The organism is Massilia sp. CMS3.1 (genome assembly GCF_051262535.1).
Taxonomy (GTDB): Bacteria; Pseudomonadota; Gammaproteobacteria; order Burkholderiales; family Burkholderiaceae_D; genus Telluria.
In genome coordinates this window covers 307,698-328,756 of record NZ_JBIMES010000001.1, presented here as the reverse complement: position 1 = coordinate 328,756, position 21,059 = coordinate 307,698, and the positions used below count along the sequence as shown (strand labels likewise).

Here is a 21,059-nt window from a genome sequence, read left to right as displayed (position 1 = left end):
TGTTATTTCTTCAGGGCCGGCGCGGCGTTTTTTGAGATGCGCCCGCCTGGTCCCGGTATTGGCTGCCGTGCTGTGTCAGAATGCGCTCGAACAATCGCTGCGCACAAGAGCGCAGCGCGCACGAACTTGGAGAAGACAGATGGAAAAACTGATTGCGCAGCTGGTGCGCCTGTATATGGCGACCGGCCAGCCGAACCCGGGTCTGCTGGCCCAACGTGTACTGGGCGAGGACACGGCGCCCGTCGACTTGAGCACGCCTGAGGGGACGACCCGCGCCATCGTCATCCCCTTCGACAAGGCCAGGTACCAGGAAGACGGCCAGCACTGGGCGCGCCTGTGCGAAGTCGCCCATGCCTTGCAGGCGCGCTACGGCTTCCCTGCGCCAGGCGTCAGCATCTCCGCGGTGTCGGGTTTCCGGCTGTGGTTATCCCTGGAGGCGCCGGTGCCGGCCGACCTGGCCCGGCAATTCCTGGAACTGCTGCGCGAGGCCGCTTTCCCGGATCTGGTGGTCGCGCCCGACGCGGCGACGCGGCTTGCGGAACTGCCGCCCTGCCGCGATGGGGCAAGCGGGCGCTGGGCCGCCTTCATTCATCCGGGCATGGGAGCTTCGTTCATCGATGAACCCGGCCTCGAGATGGCGCCCCCGCCGGTCGCGCAGGCCGCTTTCCTCGAGCAGCTCGAGAGCATCGAGCTGGAACAGTTTCATGCAGCGATTGCCGCATTGCAGCCGGTGCGGCCGGCTGCTGCGGTGACGCTGACAGCCGTGCAGCCCGGCTCGGCCCCGCAGGCTGACACGAGCGAACTGCTGCTACGCAATGCTACGCTGGAAGATATCGTACGTCACCTGCACGCGCAAAACATCGAGCCGACCTTCCGCCATCTGGTCAATCGGGCCGGCGGTGGGTGATTGAGCTGCGGGCGAAATGCCGCCCACAGCTCAACATCCCTTACGCCGTCGGCAGCTTGTGCTCACGATACTGATCGCGCAGCCGGTTCTTCTGGATCTTACCGGTGGCTCCCATCGGCAGCGCCTCGGTAAACACCACGTCGTCCGGCAGCCACCATTTCGCGATCTTGCCTTCGAAGAAGCTGAGTAACTCCTCGCGCGACAGTTCCTGGCCCGGACGTTTCACCACGACCAGCATCGGGCGCTCATCCCATTTCGGGTGCGCGACGCCGATGCAGGCCGCCTGCAGCACGGCCGGGTGTGCCATCGCGATGTTTTCCAGGTCGATGCTGCCGATCCACTCGCCACCGGACTTGATCACGTCCTTGCTGCGGTCCGTAATTTGCATATACCCGTCGGCATCGATGGTCGCCACGTCGCCGGTCGGGAACCAGCCATCCTTCAGTACGTCGCCGCCTTCGTCCTTGAAATAGCGCGTGATGATCCACGGGCCCTTCACGTACAGGTGGCCGTAGGTGACACCGTCCCACGGCAGTTCCTTGTCGTCGTCGTCGACGATCTTCAAGTCGACGCCATAGATCGCATGGCCCTGCTTTTGCAGGATCTTGCGCTGCTCATCCTTTGGCAACTTCAGGTGCTTGGCTTGCAGCGTGCTGGCCGTGCCGAGCGGCGACATTTCGGTCATGCCCCAGGCGTGGATGACTTGCACGTCGAGCTTGTCGATCAGGGTGTCCATCATCGCCGGCGGGCAGGCCGAGCCGCCGATCACGGTGCGGCGGAAGGTCGAGAATTGCAGATTGTTTTGGACCGCATGGTTGATCAGGCCGAGCCAGACCGTCGGCACGCCGGCCGAGAAGGTCACGCCCTCGGATTCGAACAGGTCGTAGAGCGACTTGCCGTCCAGCGCGGCACCCGGGAACACCATCTTCGCGCCCGACAGCGGCACCGAATACGGCAGGCCCCAGGCGTTGACGTGGAACATCGGCACCACCGGCAGCACCGTGTCGCTGGACGCCACGTTCAGCGCGCTCGGCGAACTGGCGGCGTAGGCGTGCAGGATGGTCGAGCGGTGCGAGTACAGCGCGCCCTTCGGGTTGCCGGTCGTGCCCGAGGTGTAGCACAGGGTCGCCGCCGAGTTCTCGTCGAACAGCGGCCAGGCGTAGTCGTCGCTGGAAGACGCGATCAGGTCTTCGTAGCACAGCAGGTTGGCGATCTTGGTCTCGGCCGGCATGTGCGCGCGGTCGCTCATCAGGACGAAGCCCTTGACCGTCTTGCAGTGGGCGGCCACGGCCTCCACCAGCGGCAGGAAGGTCAGGTCGAAGAACAGGTACTGGTCTTCGGCGTGGTTGACGATATAGGCGATCTGCTCCGGATGCAGGCGCGGGTTCACCGTGTGCATCACCGCGCCCGACCCCGAGACCGCGTAGTACAGCTCGAGGTGGCGGTAGCCGTTCCAGGCCAGGGTCGCGACCCGGTCGCCGATCTGCACGCCCAATCCTTGCAGCACATGTGCCATGCGGCGCGCACGGCCTTCGCACTCGCGGTAGGTGTAGCGGTGCATGTCGCCTTCGACGCGGCGCGACACGATTTCGTTGCCGCCGAAATGGCGCGCCGCAAATTCGATGATGCTCGATATGAGCAGCGGCTGGTTCATCATCTGGCCCATGAGCGGGCTCTTCGGATAGGACGTCATTGCGGGTCTCCTGTGGACGGAATGTTAACTCCGGACGAGTGTGATTCGCGCTGGCGCAGCCCGTCAAGACGTTTCGATGTTGCGGTGCAGCACGAGCGTGCTTTTCCGTTACCGGATGTAAGGGCCGGGTGCAGATCGGGCGTGCGCGAATAGAATGTGCCGGGTACGGTAAAATCGTCCTGTTTCCTCTTTTTGCCCTGGAGCTGCCATTACGCCCGACGACCTGCACCTCAAGAACGGCTTTGCCGCGCTGCCGCCCGCCTTCCATACGCGCTTGATGCCGACGCCCCTGCCCGCGCCGTATTTTGTCGCGGCCAGCAGCCGCGCCGCAGCCCTGGTGGGGCTCGACGTGGAGACCTTGAAGGGCGACGATTTCGTGAATGCCTTCACCGGCAACACTCCCCTGCCCGGCTCCGAACCGGTATCGGCGGTCTATTCCGGCCACCAGTTCGGCGTCTGGGCCGGCCAGCTCGGCGACGGGCGCGCGATCCTGCTGGGCGACGCCGACGGCCCGGAAGGCCGCATGGAATTGCAACTCAAAGGCGCCGGCAAGACGCCGTATTCGCGCATGGGCGATGGACGCGCGGTGCTGCGCTCCTCGATCCGCGAATTCCTCTGCTCCGAAGCGATGGCCGCGCTCGGTATTCCGACCACGCGTGCCTTGGTCATCACCGGTTCGAACCAGCGCGTGATGCGTGAGAACATCGAGACTGCCTCGGTCGTGACGCGCATGGCGCCTTCCTTCGTACGCTTCGGCTCCTTCGAGCACTGGCATTACCGCGACCGCCCGGACGAACTGCGTCTTCTCGCCGACTACGTCATCGACACCTTCTACGCAGAGCTGCGCGGTGCTGCCAATCCGTATAAAGAACTGCTTGCCGAAGTAACGCGCCGCACGGCGCGCATGATCGCCGGCTGGCAGTCGGTCGGCTTCATGCATGGCGTGATGAACACCGACAATATGTCGATCCTCGGCCTGACGCTCGACTACGGCCCCTTCGGCTTCATGGAAGCCTTCGACGTCAACTACATCTGCAATCATACCGACCAGGGCGGGCGCTACTCGTATGCGAACCAGGTGGCGATCGGCCATTGGAACTGCTATGCGCTGGGCAATGCGCTGCTGCCACTGATCGGCACGGTCGAGGATGCCCAGGGAGCACTCGACGCCTACATGCCGGCGTTCGAGGAAAAGCTCGACGAGCTGCTGCACGCGAAAGTCGGCCTGGCCACCACACAGGAAGGCGACCGGGCCCTGATCGACGGCTTGTTTACCATCATGCAGGCCGGCCACGTCGACTTCACGCTGCTGTTCCGCCGCCTGGGCGACCTGCAGGTCGATGCCCAGGAGCTTGACGCACCACTGCGCGACCTGTTCCTCGACCGCGCCGCATTCGACGAATGGGCCCTGCGCTACCGGGAACGCCTGCGTGGCGAATCGAGCATCGATGCCGAACGCCGCGCGCGCATGAACCGCGTCAACCCGAAGTACATCCTGCGAAACTATCTGGCCCAGCAGGCGATCGAACAGGCACAGAACGGCGACTATGCGGGCGTGGCCACGCTGCTCGCCATACTCGAGCAGCCTTTCGACGAGCAGCCGGGCAATGAAGTCTACGCCGCGCTGCCGCCGGACTGGGCGGCGCACCTCGAAGTAAGCTGCTCATCCTGATTTATTCCAGAAAGACCACCATGACCGATAAAGTAACGAAGACCGACGCCGAGTGGCGTTCGCAGCTGGACCCGATGGAATACCAGGTGACGCGCCATGCCGCCACCGAACGCGCCTTCACCGGCAAGTACTGGGACCACCACGGCCACGGCATCTACCACTGCGTCTGCTGCAATACGCCGCTGTTCGAATCGGACGCCAAGTTCGAGTCCGGCTGCGGCTGGCCGAGTTATTTCCGTGCGCTCGATCCTGACAACGTGATCGAAAAGACGGATACCACGCACGGCATGCGGCGCACCGAAATCATCTGCGCCGTCTGCGACGCCCACCTCGGCCATGTGTTCCCCGACGGCCCGCCGCCGACCGGCTTACGGTACTGCATTAATTCCGCCTCGCTGCGGTTCGACGAAGTTTAAATTCCCGGAGCACCATGAAATTCCTGTTCGACTTTTTCCCGCTGATCCTGTTCTTCCTCGTCTACAAACTCGGGAACGGCAACGAAGCGGCCGCACTTGCCCTCGCCGAGCAATATCTTGGGGGGTTGGTTTCGGGCGGCAAGATCCTGGCGGACCAGGCGCCGATGATGCTCGCCACCGTGGTGGCGATCCTGGCGACTTTCCTGCAGGTGGGCTACCTGATGCTTCGGCGGCGCAAGGTCGATGGCATGCTGTGGGTGTCGTTCTTCGTCATCGTCGTCTTCGGCGGCATGACCATCTACCTGCACGACGAAACCTTCATCAAGTGGAAGCCGACCATCATCTATTGGGTGTTCGCCGCAGCGCTCCTGATCAGCCAGCTGTTCTTCGGCAAGAATTTGATGCGCAAAGCCATGGAAGAAGCCTTGCCGCTGCCGGACGCGGTCTGGCCGCGCGTCGGTTTCACCTGGGCCGCCTTCCTGTTCCTGCTCGGCGCCCTGAACCTGGTGATGGCCTTCGTGGTGTTTCGCGATAACACGGCGGCCTGGGTCAACTTCAAGGTCTTCGGCATGACCGCCATTTTCTTCCTGTTCACCATCGGCCAGTCGATGCTGCTCATGAAGCACATTCCGCAGGAGAAAGCATGAACTTGACTAACCCCGTCGATCACCGCGTGGAGCGCATTCGCGCTGCGCTGCAGGCCGCCCTGGCGCCGACATCCCTCGAGGTCGGCGACGACTCGCATCTGCACGCCGGCCATGCCGGCGCAGCCTCCGGCGGCGGGCATTACAGCGTGAAGATCGTCTCGGAACGCTTCCATGGACTGAGACTCGTCATGCGTCATCGACTGGTGTATGATGCCGTGGCCGAAATGATGCGGGCCGAGATCCATGCCCTTGCCATTACGGCCCTGGCGCCTTCTGAAACGGACTGAGGCCGGTTCAGGGTCGCTTAAGACTTGTATCGCACAATCATGTTTGAACTGATCCGCACAAAAAATACTCCAATAACGTCCAAGCAACTCCCTCCACAGGAACCAATAATGACTTTGAAGCCAGCACGCCTGCTGTTAGCCTTGACCGCCCTGATCGCAGCGCCCGCATTCGCACAGAACCTGGCCGTCGTGAACGGCAAGGCCATCCCGACCTCGCGCGTCGACGCGGTCGTCAAGCAGGTTGTCGCCCAGGGCCAGGGACAGGATTCCCCGCAACTGCGCGACGCCGTCAAGCGTGACCTGATCGCGCGCGAAGTGCTGATGCAAGAAGCCATCAAGCAAGGCTACGACAAGAAGCCGGAGGTCAAGGAAGCCCTCGACAGCGCCCGCCAGGCCATCGTCGTGAACCAGCTTGCGCGCGACTACATCACCAAGAACCCGGTGACCGATGCCGAAGTCAAGGCCGAGTACGACCGCTACGCCAAGACCCAGGCCGCCGAGAAGGAATACCACCTGCGCCATATCCTGACCACGACAGAAGACGAAGCGAAAGCCGTCATCACCAAGCTCAAAGGCGGCGCCAAGTTCGAAGAATTGGCCAAGACGAGCAAGGACACCGGTTCGGCTGCCAATGGCGGCGACCTCGACTGGGCTGCGCCATCGGCCTTCCCGCCTGAATTCGCAGCCGGCTTTGCCAAGCTGCAAAAAGGCGGCGTGACCGACACCCCGGTCAAGACCGGCGCCGGTTTCCACGTCATCAAGGTCGACGACGTGCGCGCAGTGAAAGTGCCTGCCCTGGACGAGATCAAGACCCAGATCTCGGAAAGCCTGACCCAGGGCAGACTGGCGACTTACCAAGAGGAAATGGTCAAGAAGGCAAAGGTGCAGTAAGATATTTGCCACGGCGCCGTCGCGGGCGCCGGATTATCGTCGCCACCGGGCGACTTTTCGAGTTTTTATAGGATCTGAACAATGATTTCAAAGCCAACCCGCCTGTTGCTTGCCATGTCGTTCATCGTGGCCGCACCTGTCTTCGCCCAAAACGTTGCGACCGTGAACGGCAAGCCGATTCCGGCGACGCGGGTCGACCAGATGGTCAAGCAGGTCGTCGCCCAAGGCCGCGCGACGGATACGCCGCAGCTGCGCGACATGATCAAGAAGGACCTGATCGGCCGTGAAGTGCTGATCCAGGAAGCCGACAAGCAAAACGTGGGCGCGCGCGCCGACGTCAAGGCCGCCATCGACAACGCGCGCCAGAGCATCATCATCAACGCAATGCTGGCCGACTACGTCAAGAAGAACCCGGTCAAGGATGCCGACATCAAGGCCGAGTACGACAAGGCGAAAGCCGGCGCACCGGACAAGGAATACAAGGCGCGTCACATCCTGGTCGAGAAAGAGGAAGACGCGAAAGCGATCATCACCAAGCTCAAGGGCGGCGCCAAGTTCGAAGAACTGGCCAAGCAGAGCAAGGATCCTGGCTCGGCAGCCCAGGGCGGCGACCTCGGCTGGACCGACCCGGGCCGTTTCGTGCCCGAGTTCTCGAAGGCCCTGACCTCACTCAAGACCGGCGCCATCACCGATACCCCGGTGAAGACCCAGTTCGGCTTCCACGTCATCAAGCTCGACGAAGTCCGTCCACTGACGATCCCGCCGCTGGAGCAGGTCAAGCAGCAGGTGGCGGAACAGCTGCAACAGCGCAAGCTGGCGGAGTACCGCGAGTCGCTGTTGAAAAAGGCCAAGATCCAGTAATCATCGGGTCGCTGGTGTGAAGAAGGCGCTTCCTCGGAGGCGCCTTTTTTATTGGGGCTAACTCCTGGGGTAGTGATCACCATGAAGAAACGCCTCCCGGAGGAGGCGCTCTCGTTCACGCTGGCGGACGAATCAACAGACCCACTTGCGCGCGTTGCGGAACATCCGCATCCACGGCGCGTCATCTCCCCATGACGGCGGCGCCCACGAATGCACGGCCGTGCGGAACACGCGCTCGGCATGCGGCATCATCGCCGTGAAGCGGCCGTCAAGCGTGCTTACCGCCGTCAAGCCGCCCGGCGAGCCGTTCGGGTTGAACGGATATTGTTCGGTCGCTTGCCCCCGGTTGTCGACATAGCGCATCGACTGGACGACCTCATCGAGGCTACCGGTGAGCGAGAAGTCGGCAAAACCTTCGCCATGCGCAATCGCGATCGGCGCCTGGGTGCCCGCCATGCCGGCGAAGAAGATCGAGGGCGAATCGAGCACTTCGACCATGCCGAATCGCGCCTCGAACTGCTCCGACTTGTTGCGCGTGAATTTCGGCCAGGCGTGCGCGCCCGGAATCATCGACTTCAGGTTCGACAGCATCTGGCAGCCGTTGCACACGCCCAGGCCAAAGGTGTCCTGGCGCGCGAAGAAGGCGGCGAACTGATCGGCCAGCCGGGCATTGAACAGGATGGTCTTGGCCCAGCCCTCGCCCGCACCGAGCACGTCGCCGTACGAGAAGCCGCCCACGGCGATCACGCCCTGGAAGTCGGCGAGCGTGGCGCGGCCCGCGATCAGATCGCTCATGTGGACGTCGACCGCGGCAAAGCCGGCCTGGTGCATCGCCCAGGCGGTTTCGATATGCGAGTTGACGCCCTGCTCGCGCAGGATGGCCACGCGCGGACGCACGCCCGTCGCAATGAAGGGCGCGGCAATGTCCTCGCTCGGATCGAAGGACAGTCGCGGCGTGATGCCCGGATCGCTTGCGTCGAGCAGGCGATCGTATTCCTGGTCCGCGCAATCCGGGTTGTCGCGCAGGCGCGCGATGCGCCAGCTAGTCTCGGACCAGAGTCGGTGCAGGCTGCTGCGCGACTGGTTATAGATGAGCTTCGCATCGCGCGTAAACTCGATCGCGCCGCGCTCGTTGAGCTTGCCGATGATATGGCTGCAGGCACCCAGGCCCAGCTCGCGCAGGACGTTCATCACCTCGCGCTTGTCTTCGTCGCGCACCTGCACCACGGCGCCGAGCTCTTCCGAGAACAGCGCGCGCAGCGTCATCTCGTTGCGCCGTTCGCCGACCTGGGAGGCCCAGTTCTTGGCGTCGCCCCAGTCGGATGCATGCTCGTCTCCCATGGCCAGGATGTCGAGGTTGACCGACACGCCGGCGCGCCCGGCAAAGGCCATCTCGACCAGCGTGGCGAACAGGCCGCCATCGGAACGGTCGTGGTAGGCGAGCAATTTGCCGCCTTCGTTCAACCGTCCGATCGCGGCGAAGAAGGCTTTCAGGTCTTCGGCCGAATCGACGTCCGGCACGGAATCGCCCAGCTGCTGGGTCACCTGCGCCAGCGCCGAGGCACCGAGGCGGTTCTTGCCGCGGCCGAGGTCGATCAGCACCAGGGCGGTGTCGCCCAGATCGGTACGCAGTTGCGGCGTCAGGCAGCGGCGCACGTCCGGCACCGGCGCGAAGCTCGATACGATCAGCGAGACCGGCGAGATCACCGACTTGGCTTGGTCCCCGTCATTCCAGGTGGTGCGCATCGACAGCGAATCCTTGCCGACCGGGATGCTGATGCCGAGCGCCGGGCACAGTTCCATGCCGACCGCTTTCACGGTATCGAACAGCGCCGCGTCCTGGCCCGGCTGTCCGCAGGCCGCCATCCAGTTGGCCGACAGCTTGATGTCTTCGATCGAGGCTATTCCAGCCGCGGCGATGTTGGTGATCGCCTCGCCGACGGCCATGCGGCCGGACGCGGCGGCATTGATCACCGCCAGCGGCGTGCGCTCGCCCATCGCCATCGCTTCGCCCGCAAAACCTTCGTAACTCATCGCGGTGACGGCGCAGTCGGCAACCGGTACCTGCCACGGGCCGACCATCTGGTCGCGCACGGTCATGGCGCCGACGCTGCGGTCGCCAATCGTGATCAGGAAGGATTTGTCGGCGACGGTCGGCAGCAGCAGGACGCGGCGCGCGGCCTCGTCGAGTGCGATGCCGGTCAGGTCGACCGGCGGCAATGTGCAGGTCACGTGTTCGACGTCGCGCGTCATCTTCGGTGGTTTACCGAGCAGGACGTCCATCGGCATGTCGACCGGGTTGTTGCCGGCCTGCGGATCGGTCACGCGCAGCTGGCGCTCCTCGGTGGCAACGCCGATCACGGCGAACGGACTGCGCTCGCGCTCGCACAGCGCTGCAAATATGCTCAGGCTTTCCGGCGCAATTGCCAACACATATCTCTCTTGTGACTCGTTCGACCAAATTTCCTTCGGCGCCATGCCGGACTCTTCCAGCTGGATCTTGCGCAGGTCGAAAATCGCGCCGCGCTTGGCGTCGTTCACGATTTCCGGGAAGGCGTTCGACAGGCCGCCCGCGCCGACGTCGTGGATCGAGATGATCGGGTTATCGGCACCCAGCTGCCAGCAGCCGTTGATGACTTCCTGGGCACGGCGTTCCATTTCCGGATTGCCGCGCTGGACCGAGTCGAAATCGAGGTCCGCGGTATTCGTGCCGGTCGCCATCGATGACGCCGCCGAGCCGCCCATGCCGATGCGCATGCCCGGGCCGCCGAGCTGGACCAGGAGGCTGCCGACCGGGATATCGTTCTTGAACGTGTGCTGGTCCGAGATATTGCCGATGCCGCCCGCGATCATGATCGGCTTGTGGTAGCCGTAGACGCCGCCGGCGGCCTGCGCGTTCTGCTCGTAGGTGCGGAAATAGCCGGCCAGCACCGGACGACCGAATTCATTGCTGAACGCCGCGCCGCCCAGGGGGCCGTCGATCATGATCTGCAATGGCGAGGCAATGCGTTCCGGTTTGCCGTAGACCGGCGCGTCGCCCTTGTCGAGCGCGGTGACGTCAGCCGCGTTTTCCCACGGACGCCTGGCGTCCGGCAGCAGCAGATTCGATACCGTGAAGCCCGTCAGGCCCGCCTTCGGCTTGGCGCCGCGGCCGGTGGCGCCCTCGTCGCGGATCTCGCCGCCAGCCCCGGTCGAGGCCCCCGGGAATGGAGAAATCGCGGTCGGGTGGTTGTGGGTCTCCACTTTCATCAGGGTGTGCGTTAACTCCGTCATCGGCGCGTATTCATTATCCGCACGCGGGAAGAAGCGCGTGACGACCGCGCCTTCCATGATCGACGAGTTGTCGCTGTAGGCGACCACGGTGCCCTTCGGCTGCAGCTGGTGCGTGTTCTTGATCATCCCGAACAGCGACTTGTCCTGCTTCACGCCGTCGATGATCCAGTCGGCGTTGAAGATCTTGTGGCGGCAGTGTTCACTGTTGGCCTGGGCGAACATCATCAGCTCGACGTCGGTCGGGTTGCGCTGCGCTTTCGTGAACGCCTCGTTCAGGTAATCGATCTCGTCGATCGACATCGCCAGGCCCAGTTCCGTATTTGCGCGCAGCAGGGCTTCCCGGCCCTCTTTCAACACGTCGATCGATTCGAGCGACTTGCCCTCGAGCTCACGGAACAGCTGCGCGGCGTCTTCGGCCTGGCGCAGCACCGTGTCCGTCATGCGGTCGTGCAGCAAGGCGGCCACGTTGGCGAGCTCGTCTTCCGAAAGCTTCTTCGGCGCGCCGATGCTGCTGCCCAGGATGCCGCTCTTTAACACGACCTTGTACGCCACGCCGCGCTCGATGCGGTGCACGTGCATCATGCCGCAGTTGTGCGCGATATCGGTCGCTTTCGAGGCCCATGGCGAGATCGTGCCCAGGCGCGGGATCACGAAGAACTCAACGGTCGATCCTTCGTACAGCGTTTCCGGAACAGGCTCCCCGTAAGTCAGCATGGCGGTAAGGCGCTGGGTATCGTCGATGGACAGCGCCGCGGCGCTGTCGATGAAATGGACAAAGCGGGCCTGGACCGCGGCAATCGCGGGGGCGACAGCTTGCAGTTGGCTCAGGAGGCGTTGGCTACGAAAGACAGACAGGGCATTGGAACCCGGCAGAATCAACATGGCTGGAAGTCGGTTGATGCAGCGTGGCTGCGGGTGGAAGATGGCCCGCTATTATACAGGGTCGGCAATATTGCCTATGCATTGCAACGGTTGGCAGTTGCCCGGCAACACGCTTGTCGGTATTGTAGCGAGTACGATGGCGGCGCGCGCCCGCCCAAGAGAGAGACGATGCAAGAGAACAGCCAACTGTCGGTACTGGTAATCGACCCCAACCCGGGCATGCGCAGCAATCTGCAGAACATGCTCAATGCATCGAACATCAACAAGATCGAGTACGCCGTCAATTCGGGCACCGCGATCCGCCAGCTGACGCGCCGCAGCTACGACATCGTCCTCTGCGAATACGACCTCGGCAGCGGTTCGGGCGATGGCCAGGACGGCCAGCAGCTGCTCGAGGACCTGCGCCACCATCGGCTGATCAGCCCGTGGTCGATCTTCATCATGCTGACCTCGGAAGCGGTCTACGGCAAGGTGATCGGCGCGGCCGAACTGGCTCCGACCGATTACGTCCTGAAACCGTTCACGGCCGAGACGCTCGGGGCGCGCATCGCGCGCGCGATCGAACGCCGCGCGGTCTTCCTGCCGACCTACCAGCTGGTCGCCCAGGGCAATGTGCGTGAAGCGATCCGCTCGGCCTCGGCCGCCGAGATCGCGCATCCGCGCCACGCCCTGGAATTCGCGCGCCTGCGCGCCGAGCTGCATGTGAACCTCGCGGAACACGGCGAGGCGCACGAGATCTACACTAAAGTGCTGGCCTACAAGCCGCTCGGCTGGGCGGGTCTCGGCCTGGCGCGGGCGCAATTTGCGCTCGGGCGTATCGAGGAAGCGCGCGAGACGCTGCAGGTGCTGGTGGCCGCCAACCCGCGCCTGATGGGCGGCTACGACCTGCTGGCGCGTTGCCACGAAGCGGCGGGAAACCACGCACAGGCCCAGAAAATCCTCGAGGAAGCCGTCGCCATCTCGCCGCACATGGTGCGACGCCTGCGCAAACTGGGCGAAGTCGCGCTCGAGGCGGGCGACGCGGCCGCGGCCGAGAAATCCTTCAAGCAGGTGGTCGCCAAGGCGCGCTACTCCGAGTTTCGCGACCCCGAGGATCACGTGCGGCTGGTGAAGGCGCTCGTCAAACGGGGCGACGTGCTCGGCGCGAACGGCGTCGTGCGCGAGCTGGAGCGCTCAATGCGCGCGTCGCCTGAACTGGACGCTTGCGTGGCGGTGGCCAACGCGGCGCTGCACGATGCTGCCGGCAACCGCGCCGGGGCGCTGTCCGACCTGCAGGGCGCGGTGTCGGCGGTACGCGCCAGCAGCGGCCTGTCGACCGGGCTCAAGCTCGGTCTGGTGCGCGCCTGCCTCGACCACCGCTTCGACAAGGGTGCGCAGGACGTGATGATGGCGGTGGTGAACGACCAGCACAGCGGCCTGACTTCGCAAGACGCCTTGAGCTTGTTTGCGAACGCGGGCCGGCGCGACCTGGCCGACGGCGTCCAGCAGCAGCTCAAGGCGCAAGCCCAGATCCTGCTCGGCGTGGCCGACGAAAAGCGCAACATGGGCGACGTGCGCGGCGCGCTGCAGACCTTGCAGGAGGCGCTGCACATGGCGCCGACGAACCTGCAGGTGACGATCGCGGTGGCCGGCGGCGTGCTCAGGCAGATCAGCGAGCTGGGCTGGGATCACCCGCTCGGGGAATTGTGCCTGGCGCAGCTGGAGAAGATCAGGACGATCGATGCGCAGCATCCGCGTCTGGGGCCGCTCGAGGACGAGTATCTGGCGATGCGCAGGAAGTACGGTATATCCGGGTGATGCCGCTCGTGCGCCGCCGGTAGGTGGCAAACCCGGACGCGCTATGACGCCCGTCCGTACCCTCCCCCGCCCGGCGTCGCGATCACAAACTTGTCGCCGGCCGCCATCTCGACCTTGCCGATGTGGCCGACCTGTTCGACGCGCCCATCGGCACGCACGACCGTGTTGGTGCCGCGCTCCCCCGGTTCGCCGCCCGCCATCCCGAACGGCGCATAAATCCGGTTGTTCGACAAAATCGCCGCCGTCATCGGCTCCAGGAAGCGCAGTTCGCGCACGCCGCCGTTGCCGCCATGCCAGCGTCCCGCCCCACCGGAGCCAGGCCGGATCGCATAACTCTCGAGCCGCACCGGGAACCGGAATTCCAGGATCTCGGGATCGGTCAGGCGCGAGTTGGTCATGTTGGTCTGCACGACGTCGGTGCCGTCGAAGCCGTCGCCTGCGCCGCTGCCGCCGGAAATCGTTTCGTAGTACTGGTATTCGGCGTTACCGAAGGTGAAGTTGTTCATCGTTCCCTGGGATGCGGCCATCACGCCGAGCGCGCCGTAGAGCGCATTCGTGATGCAGGTCGAGGTCTCGACATTGCCCGACACGACCGAGGCCGGGTAATGCGGGTTGAGCATGGAGCCGGGCGGGATGATCACCTCCAGTGGTTTCAGGCAGCCGCCGTTGAGCGGAATCTCATCGGCCACCAGGGTGCGGAACACGTACAGCACGGCCGCCATGCAGACGGCGGAGGGTGCGTTGAAATTGTTCGGCAGCTGGCTTGATGTGCCCGTGAAATCGATGCGGGCGCTGCGCGCGGCGAGGTTCACGGTAATCGCGACCACGATGCGGGCGCCGTTGTCCAGTTCCACCGTGAAGGCGCCGTCCTTCAGGGCCGTGATCACGCGCCGCACCGCTTCCTCGGCATTGTCCTGCACATGGCCCATGTAGGCGCGCACCACGTCCAGGCCGAAATGCGCGACCATGCGGTGCAGCTCGTCGACGCCCTTCTGGTTGGCGGCGACCTGCGCGCGCAGGTCCGCCATGTTCTGGTCGGGATTGCGCGCCGGGTAGCGTGCGCCGGTGAGCATGGCGCGCGCCTCGGCCTCGCGCAGCAGGCCGTCACTGCCGTCGATCAGCTTGAAGTTGTTGATCAGGACCCCCTCGTGCTCGATGTGACGCGAGTCCGGCGGCATCGAGCCGGGCGTGGTGCCGCCGATGTCGGCATGGTGGCCGCGCGAGCCGACGTAGAACAGGATCTTCATCCCTGTTTCGTCGAACACCGGCGAGATCACGGTCACGTCGGGCAGGTGGGTGCCGCCGTTATACGGGTCGTTCAATACATAGACATCGCCGGCAACCATGCGCCCGGCGTTTTCGCGCATCACGGTCTTGATGCTCTCGCCCATCGAACCCAGGTGCACCGGCATGTGCGGCGCGTTGGCGACCAGGTTGCCGCCGGCGTCGAAAATGGCGCAGCTGAAGTCCAGGCGCTCCTTGATGTTCACGGAATGCGCGGTGTTCTGCAGGCGCAGGCCCATCTGCTCGGCGATCGACATGAACAGGTTGTTGAAGATCTCGAGCATCACCGGGTCGGCCGTGGTGCCGATCGCGCGCCGCTCGGGAAGCGCTTCGACGCGGCGCAGCACCAGATGGTTATAAGGGGTGACCTCAGCCTGCCAGCCGGCTTCGATGACGGTGGTGGCGTTGTCCTCGGCGACGATCGCCGGGCCATTGAGGACATCGCCCGACCTGAGGTCGGCGCGGCGGTAGACGCCGGTCGCGCGCCATTGCCCGGCGCCGAACATCGGCACCGATTGCGCGCTCGCCAGCGGGTCGGTGCGCTGCGCCGACACTGCGAGTGTCTCGGGCGGCGCTTCCGAACGGCCCAGCGCTTCGACCGACACCGCTTCCACGATCAGCGCGCGCGCGGGCATCAGGAAGGAGAAGCGCCGCTTGTAGGCGTCTTCGAACGCGGCCTGCATCGCTGTCGGCTCGCCGAAGCTCACCACCAGCGCCGAATCCGTGCCTTCGTAGCGCAGGTGCACGCGCTTGACGACGTCGATCCGCTCGTCGCCCACGCCCTGGGCGCGCAAGTCGGCGCTCGCCGCATCGGCCAGCGCATCGAGCCGCGCCGCCAGTGCGCCGCAACCGCCGCCCTCCAGGCGCTCCTCGACCGCCTGTTCGCGCATCGCGCTCTGGTCGGCCAGGCCCATGCCATAGGCCGACAGCACACCGGCCAGGCTGTGGATGAACACCGTCTTCATGCCGAGCGCGTCGGCGACCAGGCAGGCGTGCTGGCCGCCGGCGCCGCCGAAACTGGTCAGCGCATACTCGGTGACGTCGTGCCCGCGCTGAACGGAGATCTGCTTGATCGCGTTGGCCATGTTCCCGACCGCGATCTGGATGAAACCCTCGGCCACCTGCTCTCGTGTGCGCAATTGCCCGGTGGCCTCGCCGACCTGCCGCGCGAGCTCCCCGAATTTCAGGCGCACGACATCGATATCGAGCGGCGCGTCCCCGTTAGGCCCGAACAGGTGCGGGAAGTGCGCCGGCTGGATTTTCCCGAGACACAGATTGGCATCGGTGACGGTGAGCGGCCCGCCGCGGCGGTAGCTGGCCGGCCCCGGATTGGCGCCGGCGCTGCCTGGCCCGACGCGGTAGCGGCTGCCGTCGAAATGCAGGATCGAGCCGCCGCCGGCTGCCACCGTATGGATGCTCATCATCGGCGCGCGCATGCGCACGCCGGCGACCTGGGTTTCGAAGACGCGTTCAAACTCCCCGGCATAATGCGAGACGTCGGTCGAGGTGCCACCCATGTCAAAGCCGATGACGCGCTCGAATCCCGCTGTGCGGCTCGCGCGCACCATGCCGACGATGCCGCCGGCCGGTCCCGACAGGATGCCGTCCTTGCCCTGGAAGGCGCGCGCGTCCGTCAGGCCGCCGTTCGACTGCATGAACTGCAGGTGCACGCCGGGCAATTCACCCGCTACCTGATCCACATAGCGGCGCAGGATCGGCGACAGGTAGGCATCGACCACGGTGGTGTCGCCACGCGCGACCAGCTTCATCATCGGGCTCACTTCGTGCGACACCGAGACTTGCGTGAAACCGATCTCGCGAGCGATGCGGGCGACCGCGAGCTCGTGCCGGGTGTGGCGGTAGCCGTGCATGAAGACGATGGCCAGTGCGCGGGTGCCGCTGTCGAACACACGCTGCAAGTCGGCGCGCGCAGTAGTGGCGTCGAGTTCGCGCACGATGTCGCCGTGGGCGCCGATGCGTTCAATGACCTCGACCACCTGGCCGTAGAGCAGCTCGGGCAGCACAATGTGGCGCTCGAACAGCTTGGGCCGGTTCTGGTAGGCGATGCGCAGCGCGTCGCGAAAGCCCAGCGTGATCGCCAGTGCCGTGGGTGCGCCCTTGCGCTCGAGGAGGGCGTTGGTGGCCACCGTCGTGCCCATCTTGACGGCCTCGACCTGGTGCACGGGAAGCGGCTCGCCGGGGGCCACGCCGAGCAGGTGCCGGATGCCGGCCACCGCGGCGTCGCGGTACTGCTCGGGATTCTCCGACAGCAGCTTGTGCGTGGCGAGCAGCCCGTCGGGGCGGCGCGCCACGATGTCGGTAAAAGTGCCGCCGCGGTCGATCCAGAACTGCCAATCCATGTGCAAACTCCCATGCTGGTGTAAGTATCGCGTATTGTATGCGCGCAGCGCCTGCAAATTGGCGAAAATGCATGAATCGAAGAATCTGAGGAGTTTGGATGGACAATCGTCTTTATAGCGTGGCGCAGATCCGTGCCACAGAAGCCGCCGCGGCGGCCAGCCTGGAAGCGGGCGCGCTGATGCGCCGCGCCGGCCGCGCAGCAGCCGACGCCGCCCTCGCCCTGCTCGGCAGCGACCGCGCACGGCCGGTGCTGGTACTGGCCGGCCCCGGCAACAACGGCGGCGATGCGTTGGAACTGGCGGCCAACCTGGGCGAAGCCAATGTCGACGTCGTCGTCCTGCACCTGGCGGGGAGCGGCAAAATGTCGCCGGAAGCGGCCCAGGCCCTGGCCCGCGCCCGCGGCAGCCGTGCCAACTTCGCCGACGTCGGCCTGGACGTGCGCGACTGGGCGCTGGTCGTCGACGGCCTGTTCGGGATTGGTCTCACGCGCGCGCTCGAGGGGCGCTACCGCGAGCTGGTGACCGGCATCGACAAGGTGGCGTGCCCGGTGCTGGCGCTGGACGTGCCGAGCGGCCTCGACGCCGATAGCGGCGCAGTCGTCGGCGCAGGCGGCGTGGCCGTGCGCGCGACCCACACGATCACCTTCATCGGCGACAAGCCGGGCCTGCACACGGCCGAGGGACGCGACCATGCGGGCCTGGTGCAGGTGGCCGACCTGGGGCTCGAGGCGGCACTGTTCGAGCCGGCGCAGGCCGGCATCGGCGCGCCTTCCTTGTTTGCCGCCTGCCTTGCGCCGCGGCGCCAGAATTCGCACAAGGGCCAGTTTGGCGACGTCGCCGTGATCGGCGGCGCGCATGGCATGGCCGGCGCCGCGGTGCTGGCCGCCAGGGGCGCACTCTACGCCGGGGCCGGCCGCGTGTTCGCCGTCATGATCGGCCCGGCCATGGCGCTCGACCCGCTGCACCCGGAACTGATGCTGCGCGCTGCGAACGACTTCGACATGGCGGGGCGCGTGCTGGTGCTCGGCCCCGGCATGGGGGGCGCGATGGAAGCGATGCGCGCGCTGGGCGCCGGCATCGACAGCGCGACGCCGATCGTGATCGACGCCGATGGCCTGAACCTGGTCGCGGCCAGTACCGATCTGCAGGAACGGGTGACGCGGCGCCAGGCGGAGACGATCGTCACGCCGCATCCGCTGGAGGCGGCGCGCCTGCTGGGCATCTCGGCGACGGAAGTGCAGCTTGATCGCCTTGGCGCGGCGCGCAGCCTGGCCAAACGATTGCAGGCGATCGTGGTGCTCAAGGGCTGCGGCACGGTCCTTGCACGGCCGGATGGCGAAGTGGCGATCAACCCTACCGGCAATCCGGGGCTGGCGACCGGCGGCAGCGGCGACGTGCTCGCCGGCGTGTGCGGGGCGCTGCTGGCGCAGGACTGGCCGGGCTGGGAGGCGGCCGTCGGCGCCGTGTGGATGCATGGAGCCGCGGCGGACCGGCTGGTGGAAAGCGGTATCGGGCCGGTCGGGATGACGGCGGGGGAATTACCGGCGGCGGTAAGGGGGGTGTACAACGACCTCGTTACGAAGCACGCTCGCGGCCGTTCGTCAGCTGGTTGAACGCGTGGGCGGGGAACCCTACACCAGCTTCCCCGCCGCAATCGTAATCGTCCGAACACAACGCGCCGCCATCGCCGGATCGTGCGTCACGAGCACCAGCGTCGAGCCGCGTTCACGATTGAGTTCGAACATCAATTGAATCACTGCCTCGCCCGTCGCCGCATCCAGGCTGCCGGTGGGCTCGTCCGCAAACAGCAGCGGCGGCTCGGTGACGAAGGCGCGCGCCAGGGCCACGCGCTGCTGCTCGCCGCCAGACAGATATTTCGGGTAATGACGCAGCCGGCTCGACAGGCCGACCCGGCCCAGCATTGCCTCGGCCTTGACGCGCGCCTGGCCGTCGCCGCGCAATTCCAGTGGCAGCATCACGTTTTCGACTGCGTCCAGATGCGCCAGGAGCTGGAACGACTGGAACACGAAGCCGAGATTGGCCTTGCGAAACGCGGCGCGGCCGTCTTCGTCGAGGGCGAAGATATCGGTGCCGTCGAGCAGCACTTTACCGCCGCTCGGCGTATCCAGGCCGGCCAGCAGCCCGAGCAGGGTCGACTTGCCGGAACCGGAAGCGCCGACGATCGCGAGCGTCTCAGCCGGTTGCACGGTAAAATCGATGCTGTGCAGGATGGTGAGTTCGCCGCTGGCGTCCGCTACCCGTTTCGATAGTCCTGCCACCTGTATTGCAGCCGTCCCGCCTGGGGCGGCCGACAACGTATTTTTGAAAGCCTCGGGGTTATCGCGCATGCTAGCTTTTCTCAAGAACGCATTTTTAAAAAAATTGACTGTCGCCGTCAGCCTGACGCTGGCGGCGGCGAGCGCCTATTCTGCACCAAAAACCGTACTCGTGGTGGGTGACAGCCTTTCGGCCGAATATGGCCTGACGCGCGGCGCCGGCTGGGTCGCTCTGCTCGAGCAAAAGTTGAAACGCGAAAAGATCGACGCCAACATCGTCAATGCCAGCATCAGCGGCGAGACCACCAGCGGCGGACGCGCGCGCCTGCCTGCCCTGCTGACCGCGCACAAGCCCGACCTCGTCGTGATTGAACTGGGCGCCAACGACGGCTTGCGTGGCTTGCCGGTCGAGGCCGCGGCGACCAACCTGCGCCAGATGATCACGATGTCGCAAAAGCAGAGCGCCAAGGTAATGCTGATCGGCATGCGCATGCCGCCGAACTATGGACGCGCCTACACCGAACGCTTCTTCGGAATGTTCAACACACTCTCGAAGGAATTCAAGGCGCCGCTGGTGCCCTTCATGCTCGAAGGCGTCGCCGACAAGCCGACGCTGTTCCAGCCAGACCGCCTGCACCCCAGCGCGCAGGCACACCCGATTATCCTGAATAACATCTGGCCGACCTTCTCTTCCCTGATCAAGTCCCAATGAGATACCCAGCCTTACTCGCTTTTGCCGACATCCTTCCCGACATCGACAGGTTCGACACCATTATCGACGCGCGCAGCGAAGGCGAGTTCGCCCTCGACCACCTGCCAGGTGCGATCAATTGCCCGGTGCTAAATGACGAGGAACGGGTGCGGGTCGGCACGCTCTACAAGCAGGTCGGGTCGTTCGAAGCGAAGAAGCTGGGCGCCGTTTTGGTGGCCCGCAACATCGCGCGGCACCTGGAAACGCAGTTCGCCGACAAGGGGCGCGACTGGAAGCCGCTGGTCTACTGCTGGCGCGGCGGCAACCGTAGCGGTTCGCTGGCCCACATCCTGGCCAAGATCGGCTGGCCGGCCATCCAGCTCGACGGCGGCTACAAGGCGTACCGCGCCCACGTCAGCGCCGCGCTCGAGGCGCCGCCGGACTTGCAATGGCGCGTCGTTTGCGGCACCACCGGCAGCGGCAAGAGCCGGCTGCTGGAAACCCTGGACGGGATCGGTGCCCAGGTACTCGACCTGGAACGCCTGGCGGCCCACCGCGGTTCCGTGCTCGGCCACCTGCCGCATGAACCGCAGCCGTCGCAAAAGCGGTTCGAGACCCTGATCTGGGACCTGCTCCGTCATTTCGATGCGAGCCGCCCCGTGTTCGTCGAGTCCGAAAGCAAGAAAGTCGGCAACCTGCGCGTGCCCGACGCCGTCATGGAGCGCATGCGCGCGGCGCCCTGCATCGCCTTGACCCTGTCGCGCCCGAACCGCGTGCGCCTCTTGATGGAAGACTACGAACACTTCGCGCGCGACCCCTGCGCCCTGAACACCCAGCTGGACCACCTGGTACAGCTGCACGGCCGCGCCAGGATCGACGCCTGGCACGCGCTGGCGAACAGCGGCGCGATGCCGGAACTGGTCGACCAGCTGCTGGTCGAGCATTACGACCCCGCCTACCTGCGCTCGATCGACCGCAATTTTGCGCAAGTCGGGCAGGCAAGCGTGCTGGAGCTGGACGACATCGGGCCGCAGGATTTCCTGCAGGCGGCGCGGACGCTGCACGAAGGCTGAGCAAGCTTCGGCTTGGCTCGAAGGAAGGTACGAACGAAAAAAAACCCGG

The 21,059-nt window shown here is 65.3% G+C and carries 15 protein-coding genes; 11 read left to right on the top strand and 4 right to left on the bottom strand.

The window, feature by feature from the left end; translation table 11 throughout:
- Positions 1–139 precede the first annotated feature (139 nt).
- Entirely contained in the window at positions 140–907 is a 768-nt protein-coding gene (locus ACHAC9_RS01355; RefSeq protein WP_435756367.1) for a hypothetical protein, read from the top strand.
- Positions 908–947: 40 nt separating this feature from the next.
- Here the strand turns inward: ACHAC9_RS01355 and ACHAC9_RS01350 are convergent, their stop codons facing one another.
- A complete protein-coding gene (locus ACHAC9_RS01350; RefSeq protein WP_435756365.1) occupies positions 948–2,600 on the bottom strand; it encodes a 3-(methylthio)propionyl-CoA ligase in 1,653 nt (550 codons plus the stop codon).
- A 277-nt stretch (positions 2,601–2,877) separates the two neighbouring features.
- Here ACHAC9_RS01350 and ACHAC9_RS01345 point away from each other — a divergent pair, with 277 nt between their 5' ends.
- From ACHAC9_RS01345 to ACHAC9_RS01320, 6 genes are all read left to right on the top strand, one after another.
- Positions 2,878–4,272, top strand: a complete 1,395-nt coding sequence (locus ACHAC9_RS01345) for a protein adenylyltransferase SelO (protein ID WP_435756363.1) — start codon at positions 2,878–2,880, stop codon at positions 4,270–4,272.
- Positions 4,273–4,292: 20 nt separating this feature from the next.
- Complete coding sequence (gene msrB, locus ACHAC9_RS01340) at positions 4,293–4,688, top strand: peptide-methionine (R)-S-oxide reductase MsrB (protein ID WP_435756361.1); 396 nt, start codon at positions 4,293–4,295, stop codon at positions 4,686–4,688.
- 14 nt (positions 4,689–4,702) lie between these two features.
- Entirely contained in the window at positions 4,703–5,335 is a 633-nt protein-coding gene (locus ACHAC9_RS01335; RefSeq protein WP_435756359.1) for a septation protein A, read from the top strand.
- Positions 5,332–5,622 (top strand): BolA family protein, encoded by a 291-nt coding sequence (locus tag ACHAC9_RS01330; RefSeq protein ID WP_435756357.1) that lies wholly within the window; start codon positions 5,332–5,334, stop codon positions 5,620–5,622. Before ACHAC9_RS01335 ends, ACHAC9_RS01330 begins: the two co-directional genes overlap by 4 nt.
- 108 nt (positions 5,623–5,730) lie before the next feature.
- On the top strand, positions 5,731–6,513 hold the full coding sequence (locus ACHAC9_RS01325) for a peptidylprolyl isomerase (protein ID WP_435756355.1): 783 nt from the start codon (positions 5,731–5,733) through the stop codon (positions 6,511–6,513).
- Positions 6,514–6,594: 81 nt separating this feature from the next.
- A complete protein-coding gene (locus tag ACHAC9_RS01320; RefSeq protein ID WP_435756353.1) occupies positions 6,595–7,374 on the top strand; it encodes a peptidylprolyl isomerase in 780 nt (259 codons plus the stop codon).
- A 132-nt stretch (positions 7,375–7,506) separates the two neighbouring features.
- Here ACHAC9_RS01320 and purL read toward each other — a convergent pair whose 3' ends face one another.
- Entirely contained in the window at positions 7,507–11,529 is a 4,023-nt protein-coding gene (purL, locus tag ACHAC9_RS01315; RefSeq protein WP_435756351.1) for a phosphoribosylformylglycinamidine synthase, read from the bottom strand.
- A 168-nt stretch (positions 11,530–11,697) separates the two neighbouring features.
- Here purL and ACHAC9_RS01310 point away from each other — a divergent pair, with 168 nt between their 5' ends.
- The gene (locus tag ACHAC9_RS01310) at positions 11,698–13,326 is read left to right on the top strand and encodes a tetratricopeptide repeat protein (RefSeq protein WP_435756349.1); all 1,629 of its coding nucleotides are present in this window, start codon (positions 11,698–11,700) and stop codon (positions 13,324–13,326) included.
- Between the two features lie 41 nt (positions 13,327–13,367).
- Here ACHAC9_RS01310 and ACHAC9_RS01305 read toward each other — a convergent pair whose 3' ends face one another.
- Positions 13,368–16,970: a hydantoinase B/oxoprolinase family protein gene (locus ACHAC9_RS01305; RefSeq protein WP_435756347.1), complete on the bottom strand. Its 3,603-nt coding sequence runs from the start codon at positions 16,968–16,970 to the stop codon at positions 13,368–13,370.
- A gap of 98 nt (positions 16,971–17,068) precedes the next feature.
- On the opposite strand from ACHAC9_RS01305, the gene ACHAC9_RS01300 reads away from it, so the two are divergent.
- Positions 17,069–18,583, top strand: coding sequence for an NAD(P)H-hydrate dehydratase (locus tag ACHAC9_RS01300; protein ID WP_435756345.1), 1,515 nt, complete (start codon positions 17,069–17,071; stop codon positions 18,581–18,583).
- 18 nt (positions 18,584–18,601) lie between these two features.
- On the opposite strand, the gene ACHAC9_RS01295 is transcribed toward ACHAC9_RS01300, so the two are convergent.
- Positions 18,602–19,318 (bottom strand): ABC transporter ATP-binding protein, encoded by a 717-nt coding sequence (locus ACHAC9_RS01295; protein ID WP_435756343.1) that lies wholly within the window; start codon positions 19,316–19,318, stop codon positions 18,602–18,604.
- On the opposite strand from ACHAC9_RS01295, the gene ACHAC9_RS01290 reads away from it, so the two are divergent.
- Positions 19,317–19,958 (top strand): arylesterase, encoded by a 642-nt coding sequence (locus ACHAC9_RS01290; protein ID WP_435756341.1) that lies wholly within the window; start codon positions 19,317–19,319, stop codon positions 19,956–19,958. The genes ACHAC9_RS01295 and ACHAC9_RS01290 overlap by 2 nt on opposite strands.
- Entirely contained in the window at positions 19,955–21,010 is a 1,056-nt protein-coding gene (gene mnmH / locus ACHAC9_RS01285; protein ID WP_435756339.1) for a tRNA 2-selenouridine(34) synthase MnmH, read from the top strand. The genes ACHAC9_RS01290 and mnmH overlap by 4 nt, the downstream gene beginning before the upstream one ends.
- Positions 21,011–21,059: the final 49 nt, after the last annotated feature.

Excerpts from the sequence above, each read along its gene's own strand:
- ACHAC9_RS01355 (WP_435756367.1), top strand. The coding sequence starts at position 140 with ATGGAAAAACTGATTGCGCAGCTGGTGCGCCTGTATATGGCGACCGGC.
- ACHAC9_RS01295 (WP_435756343.1), bottom strand. The coding sequence starts at position 19,318 with ATGCGCGATAACCCCGAGGCTTTCAAAAATACGTTGTCGGCCGCCCCA.
- ACHAC9_RS01330 (WP_435756357.1), top strand. The coding sequence starts at position 5,332 with ATGAACTTGACTAACCCCGTCGATCACCGCGTGGAGCGCATTCGCGCT.
- ACHAC9_RS01345 (WP_435756363.1), top strand. The coding sequence starts at position 2,878 with ATGCCGACGCCCCTGCCCGCGCCGTATTTTGTCGCGGCCAGCAGCCGC.
- ACHAC9_RS01325 (WP_435756355.1), top strand. The coding sequence starts at position 5,731 with ATGACTTTGAAGCCAGCACGCCTGCTGTTAGCCTTGACCGCCCTGATC.
- ACHAC9_RS01310 (WP_435756349.1), top strand. The coding sequence starts at position 11,698 with ATGCAAGAGAACAGCCAACTGTCGGTACTGGTAATCGACCCCAACCCG.
- ACHAC9_RS01320 (WP_435756353.1), top strand. The coding sequence starts at position 6,595 with ATGATTTCAAAGCCAACCCGCCTGTTGCTTGCCATGTCGTTCATCGTG.
- mnmH (WP_435756339.1), top strand. The coding sequence starts at position 19,955 with ATGAGATACCCAGCCTTACTCGCTTTTGCCGACATCCTTCCCGACATC.
- ACHAC9_RS01290 (WP_435756341.1), top strand. The coding sequence starts at position 19,317 with ATGCTAGCTTTTCTCAAGAACGCATTTTTAAAAAAATTGACTGTCGCC.
- ACHAC9_RS01335 (WP_435756359.1), top strand. The coding sequence starts at position 4,703 with ATGAAATTCCTGTTCGACTTTTTCCCGCTGATCCTGTTCTTCCTCGTC.
- msrB (WP_435756361.1), top strand. The coding sequence starts at position 4,293 with ATGACCGATAAAGTAACGAAGACCGACGCCGAGTGGCGTTCGCAGCTG.
- ACHAC9_RS01300 (WP_435756345.1), top strand. The coding sequence starts at position 17,069 with ATGGACAATCGTCTTTATAGCGTGGCGCAGATCCGTGCCACAGAAGCC.
- purL (WP_435756351.1), bottom strand. The coding sequence starts at position 11,529 with ATGTTGATTCTGCCGGGTTCCAATGCCCTGTCTGTCTTTCGTAGCCAA.
- ACHAC9_RS01350 (WP_435756365.1), bottom strand. The coding sequence starts at position 2,600 with ATGACGTCCTATCCGAAGAGCCCGCTCATGGGCCAGATGATGAACCAG.
- ACHAC9_RS01305 (WP_435756347.1), bottom strand. The coding sequence starts at position 16,970 with ATGGATTGGCAGTTCTGGATCGACCGCGGCGGCACTTTTACCGACATC.